Annotated in this window: 13 protein-coding genes; 9 read left to right on the top strand and 4 right to left on the bottom strand. The window is 75.3% G+C overall.

From position 1 onward, the window contains the following. The first annotated feature begins 19 nt into the window (after positions 1-19). The 3 genes from ACI79K_RS10755 (at position 20) to ACI79K_RS10745 (ending at position 3025) form a co-directional block, all read left to right on the top strand. Entirely contained in the window at positions 20-895 is an 876-nt protein-coding gene (locus ACI79K_RS10755) for a PhzF family phenazine biosynthesis protein (RefSeq protein WP_456587337.1), read from the top strand. 101 nt (positions 896-996) lie between these two features. Continuing rightward, positions 997-1866, top strand: a complete 870-nt coding sequence (locus ACI79K_RS10750; RefSeq protein WP_456599686.1) for a DMT family transporter — start codon at positions 997-999, stop codon at positions 1864-1866. A gap of 205 nt (positions 1867-2071) precedes the next feature. Then, a complete protein-coding gene (locus tag ACI79K_RS10745; RefSeq protein ID WP_456587339.1) occupies positions 2072-3025 on the top strand; it encodes an HpcH/HpaI aldolase/citrate lyase family protein in 954 nt (317 codons plus the stop codon). A gap of 55 nt (positions 3026-3080) precedes the next feature. On the opposite strand, the gene ACI79K_RS10740 is transcribed toward ACI79K_RS10745, so the two are convergent. From ACI79K_RS10740 to ACI79K_RS10730, 3 genes are all read right to left on the bottom strand, one after another. Then, positions 3081-3725: a dihydrofolate reductase family protein gene (locus ACI79K_RS10740; protein ID WP_456587340.1), complete on the bottom strand. Its 645-nt coding sequence runs from the start codon at positions 3723-3725 to the stop codon at positions 3081-3083. 77 nt (positions 3726-3802) lie between these two features. Then, positions 3803-4174: a DUF4190 domain-containing protein gene (locus ACI79K_RS10735; protein WP_456587341.1), complete on the bottom strand. Its 372-nt coding sequence runs from the start codon at positions 4172-4174 to the stop codon at positions 3803-3805. Positions 4175-4183: 9 nt separating this feature from the next. Then, the gene (locus tag ACI79K_RS10730) at positions 4184-4897 is read right to left on the bottom strand and encodes a M23 family metallopeptidase (RefSeq protein ID WP_456599685.1); all 714 of its coding nucleotides are present in this window, start codon (positions 4895-4897) and stop codon (positions 4184-4186) included. Positions 4898-5038: 141 nt separating this feature from the next. Here ACI79K_RS10730 and ACI79K_RS10725 point away from each other — a divergent pair, with 141 nt between their 5' ends. From ACI79K_RS10725 to ACI79K_RS10710, 4 genes are all read left to right on the top strand, one after another. Next, the gene (locus ACI79K_RS10725; RefSeq protein WP_456599684.1) at positions 5039-6238 is read left to right on the top strand and encodes an acyl-CoA dehydrogenase family protein; all 1200 of its coding nucleotides are present in this window, start codon (positions 5039-5041) and stop codon (positions 6236-6238) included. Between the two features lie 85 nt (positions 6239-6323). Beyond that, entirely contained in the window at positions 6324-7259 is a 936-nt protein-coding gene (locus ACI79K_RS10720; protein ID WP_456599683.1) for a quinone oxidoreductase family protein, read from the top strand. A gap of 76 nt (positions 7260-7335) precedes the next feature. Then, positions 7336-8016 (top strand): DUF1028 domain-containing protein, encoded by a 681-nt coding sequence (locus ACI79K_RS10715; protein ID WP_456599682.1) that lies wholly within the window; start codon positions 7336-7338, stop codon positions 8014-8016. Positions 8017-8109: 93 nt separating this feature from the next. Further along, the gene (locus ACI79K_RS10710; RefSeq protein WP_456599681.1) at positions 8110-12462 is read left to right on the top strand and encodes an FtsK/SpoIIIE domain-containing protein; all 4353 of its coding nucleotides are present in this window, start codon (positions 8110-8112) and stop codon (positions 12460-12462) included. 80 nt (positions 12463-12542) lie between these two features. On the opposite strand, the gene ACI79K_RS10705 is transcribed toward ACI79K_RS10710, so the two are convergent. Continuing rightward, positions 12543-12839, bottom strand: a complete 297-nt coding sequence (locus ACI79K_RS10705) for a WXG100 family type VII secretion target (RefSeq protein ID WP_456599680.1) — start codon at positions 12837-12839, stop codon at positions 12543-12545. Positions 12840-13037: 198 nt separating this feature from the next. On the opposite strand from ACI79K_RS10705, the gene ACI79K_RS10700 reads away from it, so the two are divergent. Both ACI79K_RS10700 and ACI79K_RS10695 read left to right on the top strand, forming a co-directional pair. Next, positions 13038-13349, top strand: coding sequence for an EthD family reductase (locus ACI79K_RS10700; RefSeq protein ID WP_456599679.1), 312 nt, complete (start codon positions 13038-13040; stop codon positions 13347-13349). Positions 13350-13353: 4 nt separating this feature from the next. Beyond that, the coding region (locus ACI79K_RS10695; RefSeq protein ID WP_456599678.1) for a thiamine pyrophosphate-binding protein at positions 13354-13976 on the top strand (623 nt) is incomplete at its 3' end.

Genomic DNA, 13976 nt, shown 5'->3' with positions numbered 1-13976 from the left:
GAAGGCTACCGTCGGCGCCGTGACTGCCCCGGTTGCGCTGGAGTACGAGGTCGTCGACGTGTTCGCCCCGCGGGCGTTCGCCGGGAACCCGCTGGCGGTGGTCTTCGCCGCCGACGAGCTCACGACGCAGCAGTGCCAGGCCCTCGCGAACGAGTTCCAGCTCTCGGAGACGTCGTTCCTGTGCGCCCCCACGGAGCCCGGCGCCGACTACCGGGTGCGGATCTTCACGCCCTACGCCGAGCTGCCCTTCGCCGGCCATCCGAGCGTCGGCGCGGCGCACACCCTGGTCCGCACCGGGCGGCTGCCGGCGGGGACGCTGCGCCAGGAGTGCGGTGCCGGGGTGCTCGACGTGGTGGTCGACGACGGCGGCGCGACCCTCTCCGGTGGCCGGCCGACGCTCCAGGACGGACCCGCGCCGGCTGTGCTGGCCGCTGCGCTCGGGCTCGACGAGGCCGACGTCACCGGGGTTCCCTCGGACGTCGCCGGCTGCGGCCTGCCCTTCGGCTACCTGTCCGTGTGCCCCGACGCCGTCGACCGGGCCGACCCCGACCGGGCCGCGCTCGCCGGGCTCGACGTCGGTGAGGGCGTGTCGGTGCTCTCCTGGGACGGCGCGACCGCGACCGCCCGCGCGCGCGTCTTCGCCCGCGACCTGAACTGGGGCGAGGACCCGGCCACCGGCTCCGCCGCGCTGGGCGCGGGGGTGTGGCTGGTCGAGAGCGGTCTGGTGGCCGGGGAGGGGACGACGTCGTTCACCGTGCGGCAGGGCGAGCGGATGGGGCGCCCGTCGGTCCTCGGGTGCACCGTCACCGCGGCCGGCGGGCGGGCGGTCGCGACCACCGTGCGCGGTGCCGTCGTCCCGGTGGCGAGCGGCCGTATCCGGGTGCCGTCCTGGTGAAGGGCCCTCCTGCGCCCCGCCACTCGCCCGCTCGCGGTGGGGCGCTGCAGGAAGGCCACGCGTCCTCCGCCTGGGCGCTGCACCGACCCGGGAGCCGGGACGTGGGCCTGCTCTCCCTCGCGGTCGTGGGGGTCTCGCTGTCGGCGCCGCTGACCGCGATGGTCACCGCGCCGATGCTGGCGCTGGCGTTCTGGCGCAACGCAGCGGGCGCGGCCGCGCTCGTGCCCGTGCTGCTCACCCGCGAGCGGGCCACGCTGGCCGGCCTGCGGGCGCGTGACCTGCGCAGCTCGGTCGTCGCGGGGCTCTTCCTCGCGGCGCACTTCGCCGCGTGGCTGCCGAGCCTGTCGATGACGACGGTGGCCGCCTCGGTCGCGCTGGTCACCACCACGCCGATCTGGACGGCGCTCGCGGCCCGGATCTCGGGGGTGCGGCTGCCGGCCGCGGTCTGGTGGGGCCTGCTCCTCGCGTTCGCCGGCGTCGTGCTGATCGTGGGCGTGGACGTCACGGTGAGCGCCGAGGCGCTCGCGGGCGATGCGCTGGCCCTGCTCGGGGCGATCTGCGCCGGCGGGTACGTCCTGGCCGGGGCGCGCGCCCGGCGGCGGCTGGCGACCTCGGCCTACGCCGTCGTCTGCTACTCCGTGTGCGCCGTGGTGATCGCGGTCGCCGCGCTGGTCGTCGACGCACCGCTGGGCGGGTTCGAGGCCCGGGACTGGTGGCTGATCGCGGGCATCACCGTCTCCGCGCAGCTGTTCGGGCACACGCTGCTCAACCTGGTGCTCTCGTCGGTGGGCCCGACCGTGGTGAGCCTCGCCGTCCTGCTCGAGGTGCCCGGCGCGCTGCTGTTCGCGCTCGTCCTCCTCGGCCAGGTGCCGCCGCTGCTGGCGCTGCCCGGGGTCGTACTGGTGGTGGCCGGGGTGGCGCTGGTGGTGCGGGCCGGACGTCCGGCGACCCTGGTCGAGCCCGCCACCTGAGCAAGGACCCCCAGAAGGACCTCGGTCCCCCTGCCACTCGCAGGCTCGCGGCGGGACCCTGCACCGAGGCCTCCCGACCACTCGCAGGCTCGTGGCGGGCCCCTGCGACGGGGCCGACGGCCGATGATCAACGCGGCAGCGCGGGCGTGCGACGCCGTCGCTACCCTCCGGTAGCCGAACTTTCCGACCCACACGCGGAGGCACCGTGGCCGAGCTCCGATCCCGTCGTTCCAACCTGGCCGTCCCGGGCAGCAACCCCCGGTTCCTGGAGAAGGCCAAGGGCCTCCCCGCCGACCAGGTGTTCCTCGACCTGGAGGACGCGTGCGCGCCGCTGGCCAAGCCCGGCGCCCGCAAGAACATCGTCGCGGCGCTGAACGAGGGCGGTTGGGGCGACAAGATCCGCACCGTCCGGGTCAACGACTGGACGACGGAGTGGACCTACCGCGACGTCATCGAGGTCGTCGAGGGCGCCGGCGCGAACCTCGACTGCATCATGCTGCCGAAGGTCGTCGACGCCGCCCAGGTGCGCGCGCTGGACATCCTGCTCACCCAGATCGAGAAGACCAACGGGCTGCCCGTCGGGCGCATCGGCATCGAGGCGCAGATCGAGACGGCGCAGGGCCTGATCAACGTCAACGACATCGCGTTCGCCAGCGAGCGCATCGAGACGATCATCTTCGGCCCGGCCGACTTCATGGCCAGCATCAACATGAAGTCGCTGGTGGTCGGCGCCCTGCACCCGGACTACCCGGGTGACCCCTTCCACTACATCCTCATGCAGATCCTCATGGCCGCCCGCGCCCGTGGCGTGCAGGCCATCGACGGCCCGTTCCTGCAGGTGCGCGACGTGCCGGCGTTCGAGGAGGTCGCGAAGCGGTCGGCCGTCCTCGGCTTCGACGGCAAGTGGGTGCTGCACCCCGGCCAGATCGACGCCGCCAACGAGATCTACGCGCCGTCGCAGGAGGACTACGACCACGCCGAGCTGATCCTCGACGCCTACGACTGGTACACGTCGGAGGCCGGCGGCAAGAAGGGCTCGGCGATGCTCGGCGACGAGATGATCGACGAGGCCAGCCGCAAGATGGCGCTGGTCATCGCCGGCAAGGGCCGCGCCGCGGGCATGTCCCGGACGTCGTCCTTCACGCCCCCCGAGGACTGAGACGCCACGACGCGGCGGCTCCGGAGCGGTCCGGGGCCGCCGTTCGTCGTTCCCGCTACCTCCGCCAGAACAGGTGGTGGGTCACGCCGCTCGGGCTCGGCACGACGTCGCGGTGGAAGCGGTCGAGCAGCTCGTCCGGCGACTCCCACAGCCGGACGCCGGAGCCGAGCTGCACCGGCGAGACGGCCACGTGCAGGGTGTCGACGAGGTCGGCGGCGAGGAACTCCCGGATGACGGTGGCGCCGCCACCGAGCCGCACGTCCTTGCCCTGGGCGGCCGCACGCGCCTGCGCGAGCACCGTCCCGGGGTCGGCGTCCACGAAGTGGAACGTGGTGTCCGAGAGCGTGAACGAGGGACGGACGTGGTGGGTCATCACGAACACGGGCGTGTGGAACGGTGGTTCGGCGCCCCACCAGCCCTGCCAGTCGAGGTCGCGCCACGGCCCGCGGTGCGGGCTGAACTTGTTGCGGCCCATGATCTCCGCGCCGATGCCGTGGGCGAAGTCGCGGGTGAAGTAGTCGTCGAGCCCGCGGCTGCCCCCGGGTTCGGAGCGGTTCGGGAAGCTCGCCGTGGCGAGGGCCCAGGCCATCAGCTCGCCGGGGTCGGCGTGGCCGAACGGCCGCTCGAGGCTCTGTCCCTCGCCGGCGCCGAAGCCGTCGCTGGAGACCGTGAAGTTCTGCACCCTGAGCAGTTGAGCCACCGTTGCCCCTCTCGTCGTCGGTGGAGGGGGGACCGCTGGAGCGCCCGGAACTCATCGCCGCCAACGGCGAGCGGCGATCAGGGGCCGAAGCCGGTGCTGGTCAGCGCCGCGAACGCGACGATCCAGAGCACGATCATGAGCACGAAGAAGCCGGTGACCAGGCCGCCGACGATGATCCCGGCCAGCGCCAGGCCGGCCCCCTCCTCGCCGGTCTCGCGGATCTGCCGGCGGGCGATGATGCCGAGCACCAGCCCGACGGGCGCGAAGACGAACGCCATGACCAGGGCGAGGATCGCCAGGGTGTTCGTCGGCCGGCCCCACTGCGGCGGGCCGTACCCGGGCGGGGGGCCGTAGCCGGGCGGACCGTAGGGCTGCCCGTAGCCGGGGGGCGGGCCGTATCCCGGCGGTGGGCCGTAGCCGTCCTGCGGCGGGTCGTCACGGTAGGTCACCGCCGCACGCTAGCCCGCCTCGGTTTCCTCCGGCTCGACCACCGCGCCCTCGCCCGGCATCCCCCGCTCCCGGCTCCGCGGCGCTCCGCCGCGCGGCCACTCCCGGAAGCGGGTGAACGCGATCGGGAGCCCGCGGGCGACGGTCAGGTCGGCGCTGTCCATGGCCTGCAGGTGCAGGTGCGGCTGGGTCGAGTTGCCGGAGTTGCCGCACCCGGCCAGGTGCTGTCCGGGGTGGACCGCATCACCCACCGAGACGCGGAGCGAACCGGATCGCAGGTGGGCCAGCGCGACGAACCGGCCGGACGCCGGCAGCTCGATGACGACGTGGTTGCCCGCCACGGCGGGAACCCCCTGGCGCAGTCGCCCGGCCTGGCCCAGCGCGTAGCCGAGCAGGGCGAGCTGGGAGCGGCGCGCCCCGTGGTCGGGCTCGCCGTCGTGCACGTGGACGACGACGCCACCGGCCGGGGCGAGGACCGGCCGGTCGAAACCCACGAAGCGCTCCGGCGGTTCGACGGCCAGGAGCGTGCGCCAGTCGCGGGTAGCGGCCGTCCGGTGCCGGTCGTCGACGGGGACGAAGTCGACGGCGTACCGCTCGCCGAGCACGTCCACGCCGTGGGACGGCACCCGCCGCGCCGGGCTGTTCTGCGTCAGCCAGCGGCCGCGGAACGGCAGGGCGAGCTCCACCTCGGGCGGTCCGCCCACCGGCGCCGATGCCTCGCGCATGCCGCCGAGCCTAGGGGCCGGGGCGGGTCGCGCGCGCCGGTCCGCCGCGCGCGGGAGTGACCGAGCGCACGCAGAGCCCGGGGACCGGGTGCCCCATACTCACCGGTAACCCGGACACCGGAGTCCCCGAGGAGCGAACCTGTGACCCGCTTGGCCCAGACCGCTGATCTGACCGACATCCAGCGCGAGATCCTGTCGACGGTCAGGAGCTTCGTCGACCGCGAGATCATCCCGAACGCGCAGGAGCTCGAGCACGGCGACGTCTACCCGCAGGAGATCGTCGACGGGCTCAAGGAGCTGGGCATCTTCGGGCTGATGATCCCCGAGGAGTACGGCGGCCTCGGCGAGTCGCTGCTCACCTACGCGCTGGTGGTCGAGGAGATCGCCCGCGGCTGGATGAGCGTCTCCGGCGTCATCAACACCCACTTCATCGTGGCGTACATGCTCAAGCAGCACGGCACGCAGGAGCAGAAGGAGTACTACCTGCCCCGCATGGCCACCGGCGAGGTGCGCGGCGCCTTCTCGATGTCCGAGCCGGGGCTGGGCTCCGACGTCGCCGGCATCCGCACCAAGGCCGTGAAGCAGGCCGACGGCGGTTACGTCATCGACGGCCAGAAGATGTGGCTGACCAACGGCGGCAGCTCCACCCTGGTCGCGGCGCTGGTGCGCACCGACGAGGGCGCCGAGAAGGCCCACCAGAACCTGACGACGTTCCTGGTCGAGAAGCCGGCCGGGTTCGGCGAGGTCAAGCCCGGGCTCACCATCCCCGGCAAGATCGACAAGATGGGCTACAAGGGCGTCGACACCACCGAGCTGGTGTTCGACGGCTACCGGGCGGAGGCCTCCGACATCCTCGGCGGCGAGCCGGGCCGCGGCTTCGCCCAGATGATGGACGGCGTCGAAGTCGGCCGGGTGAACGTCGCCGCCCGCGCCTGCGGCATCTCGATCCGCGCCTTCGAGCTCGCCGTCGCCTACGCCCAGCAGCGGGAGACCTTCGGCAAGCCGATCGCCCAGCACCAGGCGATCGCCTTCCAGCTGGCCGAGATGGCCACCAAGGTCGAGGCCGCCCACCTGATGATGGTCAACGCCGCCCGCCTCAAGGACGCCGGCAAGCGCAACGACGTCGAGGCCGGCATGGCCAAGCTGATCGCCAGCGAGTACTGCGCCGAGGTCACCACGCAGTCCTTCCGCATCCACGGCGGCTACGGCTACTCCAAGGAGTACGAGATCGAGCGGCTCATGCGCGAGGCGCCGTTCCTGCTCATCGGCGAGGGCACCAGCGAGATCCAGAAGACGATCATCAGTCGCGGTCTGCTCAAGGAGTACAAGCTCAAGGGCTGAGAACCCGTTGAACGCCTGAGGCCCAGAACCACTTCGGTTCTGGGCCTCTCGCGTTCACTCCTGCGTGCGCGTGTATGCAGGAGCCATGCGTGCAGCGGGAGTGACCGAGTTCGGCGGGCCGGAGGTCCTGCACATCGTCGAGGTGGAGCCGGAGCCCCTGGGTCCGGGCCAGGTGCGGCTGCGGGTCGAGGCGGCCGCGGTGAGCCCGACCGACACCCACGCCCGCAGCGGCGCCTACGCCGGGCGCGACCCGGTGAAGAACCCGCCGTGGGTGCCGGGGATGGACGTCGCCGGCGTCGTCACCGAACTCGGCGAGGGCGTCGACCACCTGTCCGTGGGTGACCTGGCGATGGGGATCGTCGTGCCCTTCGGGCCCTACGGCGCCTACCGCGAGGACAAGGTGCTGCCGGGCGGCTCCGTCGTCCGCGCGCCGGCCGGGGCGACCGCCGTGGAGGCGTCGACCCTGCCCATGAACGGGCTCACCGCCCGGCTCGCCCTGGACCTCATGGCGCTGCAGCCGGGTCAGGTGCTCGCGGTGACCGGCGCGGCGGGCGCCTTCGGCGGCTACGTGGTGCAACTGGCGAAGGCCGACGGGCTGACCGTGGTGGCCGACGCCTCCGAGGCCGACGAGGAGCTGGTACGGGGGCTGGGCGCCGACGTCGTCGTCCGGCGCGGGGACGACGTCGCCGACCGGATCCGCGAACACTTCCCCGAGGGCGTCGACGGGCTGGCCGACGGATCGGTGCAGGACGAGCAGGTGCTGCCCGCCGTCCGCGACGGGGGGGCGGTGGCCACGGTGCGCGGCTACCGCGGCAACGGCGAGCGCGGCCTGCGCTTCTTCCCGACCATGGTGTGGAAGGTCGCCGAGGACCGGGCGGCGCTGGACCGGCTCCGCCAGCAGGTCGAGGAGGGTGCGGTGACCCTCCGGGTGGCCCGCACGTTCCCCGCCGAGCAGGCGGCCGAGGCGCACCGGGTGCTGGAGGCGGGGGGCGTGCGCGGACGGCTCGTGCTCACCTTCTGAGGCGGCGGGCCCGGTTGAGCGCCGGCCGGGGCGGGCACCTGCGGCGGGACGACCGACGACGGACGCAGATCCCCGCATGACCTTCTCGATCGTGGCCCGCTGCCCGCACACCGGTGAGTTGGGAGTCGGTGCCCTGACCGCGCTCATGGGTGTCGGCAAGCTCGTGGGGCACGCATCGCCGGGCGTCGGCGCCGCCGCGTCGCAGGCGTCGATGAACCCCTACCTCGCCATCGACGGGCTGCGGCTGATGGCCGAGGGGCTGGAGGCGCCGGCCGCGCTGGACGAGGTGCTCCGCCGGGATCCCGGTCGCGACGTGCGGCAGTGCGGCTTCGTCGACCGCAATGGCTGCACGGCCGCGTGGACCGGTGGGCGCGCCCTCGGCTGGTCAGGGCACATCGAGGACGACGCGGTGGTCGTCTCGGGCAACCGGCTGGTCGGCCGGCACACGCTCGAGGCCGCCCTCGAGGCGTTCCACGCCCACCGCGACCGCGAGCTCGCCGAGCGCCTGGTGCTCGCCGTGGAGGCCGGCGAGGCGACCGGCGCCGACACGGAGGGCTCCCGCTCCGGGCACGTGCTGGTGCTGGGGTCGGAGGCCTACCCCCTCTGGGACATCCGCGTCGACTCGGACAAGGACCCCGCGCTGCGGCTGCGCGAGCTGTTCGAGGAGTACCGCACCGACTTCCTGCCCGAGGTGCAGCGGCTGCCCACCCGCCGCGACCCGGTGGGCGCGGCCACCCGCGACCTGCTGGAGGCCTGACCGGGGAGCGCCGCCCGGGCGGGGAACCTGCGGGCGGGGGTTTTCCACAGCCGGCGTTGGACCGGTTCGGCGCCGTCCGCCTACGGTCCCGGCGTGCGCGTCCAGGTCAGCGTCGGGCAGACCGACGGCACGCTGCTCGACGTCGCCGTCGACGTGGACGACGACCTGCCGGTCGGCCGCCTGGCCGCGGAGCTGGGCCGGGTCGCCGGCCTGCCCGCCGCGGGGGTGTGGCTCGCCGGCGGCCGGCTCGACGACGAGCAGCCGGTGGGGGAGAGCGAACTCGTCGACGGCGCCGTCGTTCACCTGACCGCGCCCGTGGTCGCGCCGGCCGGCCCGCGTGGCTGGCAGCTGCGGGTGCGCAGCGGCCCGTGCAGCGGGCTGGTCGCCGCGCTGCCGATGGGCGAGCACGAGCTCGGCCGCAGCGGTCCGTTCGGCTTCACCGACCGCGCGATGTCCCGCCGGCATGCGGTGCTGCGGATCGGCGCGGACGGCGCGACGCTGCGCGACCTCGGCTCGGCCAACGGCACCACGATCGAGGGTGCGTCGGTGCCCGAGGACGACGACGTGGCGCTGGCCCCCGGTCAGGTCGTGCAGCTCGGTGACACCCAGCTGGTCGTCGAGCCGGCCCCCGTCGCCGACGCCGCCGTCGAGCCGGCCGGCCCGGGGGCGCGTGCCTTCGTCCGTGCCCCCCGGCTGCTCCCCTCGGCACCCGAGGTGCGCATCCAGCTGCCGCAGGAGCCGGCGACGCGGGAGCCCCGCCGGTTCCCGCTGGTGATGGTCCTCCTGCCGCTGCTCGTCGGCGTCGTGCTGGCGGTCGTCCTGCGCTCGCCGCTGTACCTGGTGTTCGCCGTCGCCGGCCCGGTGGTGATGATCGGCAACACCGTGGCCGACCGCCGGCAAGGCGCCCGTGAGGAGCGCCGGGCGCGCGAGGAGCACGCCCGGGAGCTCGCCCGCGCCCGGGCGCGGATCGACCGCGCCGTGGCCGAGGAGACCGCCCGCCGGCGCGACGCGCACCCGGACCCGGCGACCGCGCTGCTCACCGCCGTCCTGCCCGGCCGCCGGCTGTGGGAGCGGCGCCGCACCGACCCCGACGCCCTCGACCTGCGGCTGGGCGCGGCCGACCTGCCCGCCCGCGTGGTGGTCACCGACCGGTCGGGGCGCGACGAGCCGCCGCAGCAGCGCACCGTGCACGCCGCGCCCGTCGTGGTGCCGCTCCGCGAGGCCGGTGTCGTCGGCCTGGCCGGCCCGGCCGCCCCGCTGGCCGGCCTGCTGCGGTGGGTGGTGCTGCAGCTGGCGGTCACCCACCCGCCGCGCGACCTGGCGCTCACGCTGCTCACCGCGCGCAGCCAGGCGGACTGGAGCTGGGTGCGCTGGCTGCCGCACGCCCGGCCGGCCGACGGCGAGGGCCCGGTCGCGTTCGTCGGGAACGATACCGAGACGGTGGCCGCCCGGGTCGCGGAGCTGGCGGCGCTCGTCCGCACGCGCCGCTCGGCGACGGCCGGCGGCGGGCGCGTGCTCCCGGAGTTCTTCCCGGCGCACGTGCTCGTCGTCCACGGGTTCCGGTCGCTGCGTGCCACCCCCGGGCTGGCCCAGCTGCTGCAGGACGGCCCCGCGGTCGGGGTGTACGCCGTCTGCGCCGACGAGGAGGAGCGCTTCCTGCCGGAGGCGGCCACGGCGACCGCGGTCCTCGACCCGGGCGAGGAGGCGCGGCTGGTCGTCCGGCGCAGCGGCCGCGACCCGGTGCCGGGCGTGCTGGCCGAGCCGGTGCCCGCAGAGCTGGCCGAACGGGCGGCCCGGGCGCTGGCCCCGTTGCGCGACGTGAGCCCGGAGGAGGACGACGCCGTCCTGCCCGACAGCGTGCGACTGCTCGACCTGCTCGGGCTCGAGCCGCCCACCGTCGACGGCGTGCGTGCCCGCTGGCAGCTGTCGGGCCGGAGCACGCGGGTGGTGGCCGGCGCGGGTCTGCACGGGCCGTTCACCCTCGACCTGCGCACCGACGGCCCGCACGGGCTGGTCGCCGGGACCACCGGCGCGGGGAAGTCGGAGCTGCTGCAGACGATGATCGCGTCCCTGGCGGTGGCCAACCGCCCGGACGCGCTCAACCTCGTGCTGGTCGACTACAAGGGCGGCAGCGCGTTCAAGGACTGCGTGCACCTGCCGCACACCGTCGGCATGGTCACCGACCTCGACGCCCACCTCGTCGAACGGGCGCTCACCTCGCTCGGCGCGGAGCTCAGGTACCGCGAGCACCGGCTGGCCGCGGCCGGCGTCAAGGACATCGAGGACTACGTCGACCTGCAGGCCCGCGACCCCGGCTCGCCGCCGCTGCCCCGGCTGCTCATCGTCATCGACGAGTTCGCCTCGCTGGCGCGGGAGCTGCCCGACTTCGTGGCCGGGCTGGTGAGCATCGCCCAGCGTGGGCGGTCGCTGGGCATCCACCTGCTGCTGGCCACCCAGCGGCCCAGCGGCGTCGTCTCGCCGGAGATCCGGGCGAACACGAACCTGCGCATCTCGCTGCGCGTCACCGACGCGGCCGACAGCAGCGACGTGCTCGAGGCCCCCGACGCCGCGCGCATCGCCCGGTCCGCGCCCGGCCGCGGATTCGCCCGGCTCGGGCACGGCGCGCTGGTGCCCTTCCAGGCGGGCCGCATTGGGGGCCGGCGTCCCGGCCAGGGCGCCGTGGCCGCGGCGGCGCCGTTCGCCGTCCCCCTCGGCTGGCACCAGCTGGGGTACGCGCCACCGCGGCGGCCGGCGACGGCGAGCCGGGCCTCCGACGTCGAGGTCACCGACCTGTCGGTGCTCGTCGACGCCGTCCGCGGCGCGGCGCAGGCCGAGGGCGTGCCCGCGCAGCGCAGCCCGTGGCTGCCGGCGCTGCCCGCACGGGTGCTGGTCGCCGACCTGGCGGACCCGGTGGACGGCCGGGCGACCTGGCTGCCCTACGGCCTGCAGGACCTCCCCGCGACCCAGGAGCGGCGGGTGGCCGCCTTCGACCCCGCGGTCGACGGGCACCTGCTGGTGGTCGGCTCGCCGAAGAGCGGCCGGTCGCAGCTGCTGCGCACCCTGGCCTGGGCCGCCGGCGCGCGCTGCTCGACCGCCGACGTGCACCTGTACGCCCTCGACTGCGGCAACGGCGCGCTGCTGCCGCTGGCCGACCTGCCGCACTGCGGCGCGGTGGTGACCCGCACCCAGACCGAGCGCGCCACCCGGCTGCTCGACCGGCTCGCCCGCGAGCTGGAGCGCCGCCAGCAGGTGCTGGCCGAGGGCGGCTTCGCCGACGTGAGCGAGCAGCGCCGATCGGTGCCGCCGGGGGAGCGGCTGTCGCACGTCCTGCTCCTGCTCGACCGCTGGGAGGGGTTCACGCCGACGCTCGGCGAGGTCGACGGCGGCCGGCTCTCCGACGTGCTGACGACCCTCCTCCGGGAGGGGGCCTCCGCCGGGATCTCGGTGGTGGTCACCGGCGACCGGTCGCTGGGCACCGGCCGGCTGTCGTCGCTCACCGACAGCCGGCTGGTGCTGCGGCTCGCGGACCGGGGCGACTACCCGCTGGTCGGCGTGCCCGGCCGGCAGGTGCCCGGGGAGCTGCCGCCCGGGCGGGCGGTCACCGTCGAGGGGGCGATCGAGACGCAGGTCGCGCTGCTCGCCCCCGACGAGTCGGGGCAGGGGCAGGCGGCGGCGCTCGCCGAGATCGCGAAGGCGGCGCACGTGCGCGACGCGATGGTGCCGCGGGCGGCCCGCCCCTTCCGGGTCGACGCGCTGCCCGCGCACCTGGGCTTCGCGGCCGCCTGGGAGCTGCGCCCGGCCGGCGCCGGCGCGGGGTTCGCCCTGGTCGGCGTCGGTGGCGACGAGCTGGCCGCCGCCGGCCCCGACCTGGTCGAGCGGGGGCCCGCGTTCGTCGTCGCCGGGCCGGCGCGCTCGGGCCGGAGCACGGTGCTGGCCGTCATGGCCGAGTCGCTGCTGCGGCAGGGCACGTCGGTCGTCGTGTGCGCGCCGAAGGCCTCACCGCTGCGGGCCCTGGCCGGCCGGCCCGGCGTGCTGGACGTCGTGCTGGACGCGGCGGCCCCGGCGGAGCGCTGGCAGGAACTGCTCCGCTCCGCACCCGGCCGGCCGCTGATCCTGCTCCTGGACGACGGCGAGGTGCTGCGGGACTGCCCGGCGGGTGAGGTGTTCCGCGAGGTCGTGCGCGGCGCCGTCCCCGGCTGCGGCCTGGTGCTGGCCGGGAACGCCGACGGCATCTGCACCGGCCTGTCGGGCTGGCAGGTGGAGGCGCGGAAGGCGAGGCAGGGCGTGCTGCTGTCGCCGCAGGGGAGCACCGACGGCGACCTGATCGGCGTGCGCCTCCCGCGCGGTGCCGTGGGCGGGCCGCTCCGGCCGGGTCGCGCGCTGCTCCACCTGGGCGACGGCGAGCTGCGGACCGTCGCCGTCCCGGCTCCTCCGGCCGCGCCCTGACCCGACCGGCGACGGCGGCCCGGGGACGACGACGGCCGCCTCGCGCGGGGCGGGGCGGCCGTCGTCGGGCGGTGGGCTGCTCAGCGGCCGAGCGCACCGGCCAGCTGGGCGTCGGCGTCGCGGAAGGTGGCGGCGGCCTGGGTCAGGTACTGGGCCATGCCGTCGAGGCCCGCGACCATGTTCCGGGCGCCGGTGGTGAACTCGTCGTAGGAGGCGGAGAAGCTGCGGCTGGAGGCATCGGTGACGTAGCCCTCGGCTACGAGCTGGTCGACGAGGGCCTTGAGCTGGCCAAGCATGCCGTCGATCTCGCCCCGCCCGTTGGTGAGCCGGCCGGCCGCGTCTTCCATCTGCTGGTAGGTGACGTTGACGTTCGCCATGGTGAGTCCAATCGGGAGGTCCGGGTGCTCCGGGCACCGGAGGATGCGGATACGCGGCGGAACGTAACAACGGAGGCCGGTCGACCGGGCCGCTCCGCGGGAACCTGTGGACAACCCGCGCGGGGAGCCTGCCGGACTCGCGCCGGAGGCCGATGCCCTGTTTGCTGGCGGGCGTCGGACCTGCGGAGGGAGCTCGGAATGGTGCACAGGCTCGTGGTCAGCTACGGACAGCCGGAGGACCCGGCCGCCTTCGACGCGTACTACCGGGAGACGCACACGCCCCTGGCGCTGCGGCAGCCCGGCCTGGTGCGGCTGACCTACGGCAAGCCGGTGTCGCTGGACCCGGCGCAGCCCGCGCCCTACCTGATCGCCGAGCTCGACTTCGACTCCGAGGAGACGATGGGGCAGGCCATGGCCTCGCCCGAGGGGCGCGCGGCCGGCAAGGACCTCGCCAACTTCGCCACCGGCGGCGCCACCTTCGTGCACTTCGACGTGCAGCAGGCGAGCTGAGCCGGTGAACGGTGCACAGGCGCTCATCCGGACGCTGGTGAGCGCGGGCGTCGACGTCTGCTTCGCCAACCCCGGGACGTCGGAGATGCACTTCGTCGCCGCGCTGGACGACGTGCCGGAGATGCGCGGTGTGCTGACCCTCTTCGAGGGCGTGGCCACCGGCGCGGCCGACGGCTGGGCGCGGATGACCGGCCGGCCCGCCGCGACGCTGCTGCACCTGGGGCCGGGCATGGGCAACGGGCTGGCCAACCTGCACAACGCCCGCCGGGGCACGGCGCCGATGCTCAACGTCGTCGGCGACCACGCCCGCTCGCACAAGCGCCTCGACGCCCCGCTGGAGTCGGACATCGACGCCGTCGCCGGGACCTTCTCGGCCTGGCTGCGCCGGTCGCTGTCACCGGCCGACGTCGCCGCCGACGCCGCCGAGGCGGTGGCCGCCGTCGCCACCGGTGGCATCGCGACGCTCATCCTCCCGGCCGACGTCTCCTGGGAGGAGGGCGCCGCCGTCGCGGAGCCGCTCCCGGTGGGGGGGGGGGGGGCCGGCGGGCGGGGCGTGGTGGTGGTGGTGGGGTCGGTGGGGGGGGGGGGGGGGGGGGGGGGGGGGGGGGGGGGGGGGGGGGGGGGGGG

This window comes from Blastococcus sp. SYSU DS0616, assembly GCF_054051015.1.
This window is presented reverse-complemented; position numbering and strand designations above follow the sequence as displayed.

What these genes read in the sequence shown, in the direction of transcription:
- ACI79K_RS10730 (WP_456599685.1), bottom strand. Translation starts at nt 4,897, where the DNA reads ATGCGCGAGGCATCGGCGCCGGTGGGCGGACCGCCCGAGGTGGAGCTC.
- ACI79K_RS10700 (WP_456599679.1), top strand. Translation starts at nt 13,038, where the DNA reads ATGGTGCACAGGCTCGTGGTCAGCTACGGACAGCCGGAGGACCCGGCC.
- ACI79K_RS10715 (WP_456599682.1), top strand. Translation starts at nt 7,336, where the DNA reads ATGACCTTCTCGATCGTGGCCCGCTGCCCGCACACCGGTGAGTTGGGA.
- ACI79K_RS10720 (WP_456599683.1), top strand. Translation starts at nt 6,324, where the DNA reads ATGCGTGCAGCGGGAGTGACCGAGTTCGGCGGGCCGGAGGTCCTGCAC.
- ACI79K_RS10705 (WP_456599680.1), bottom strand. Translation starts at nt 12,839, where the DNA reads ATGGCGAACGTCAACGTCACCTACCAGCAGATGGAAGACGCGGCCGGC.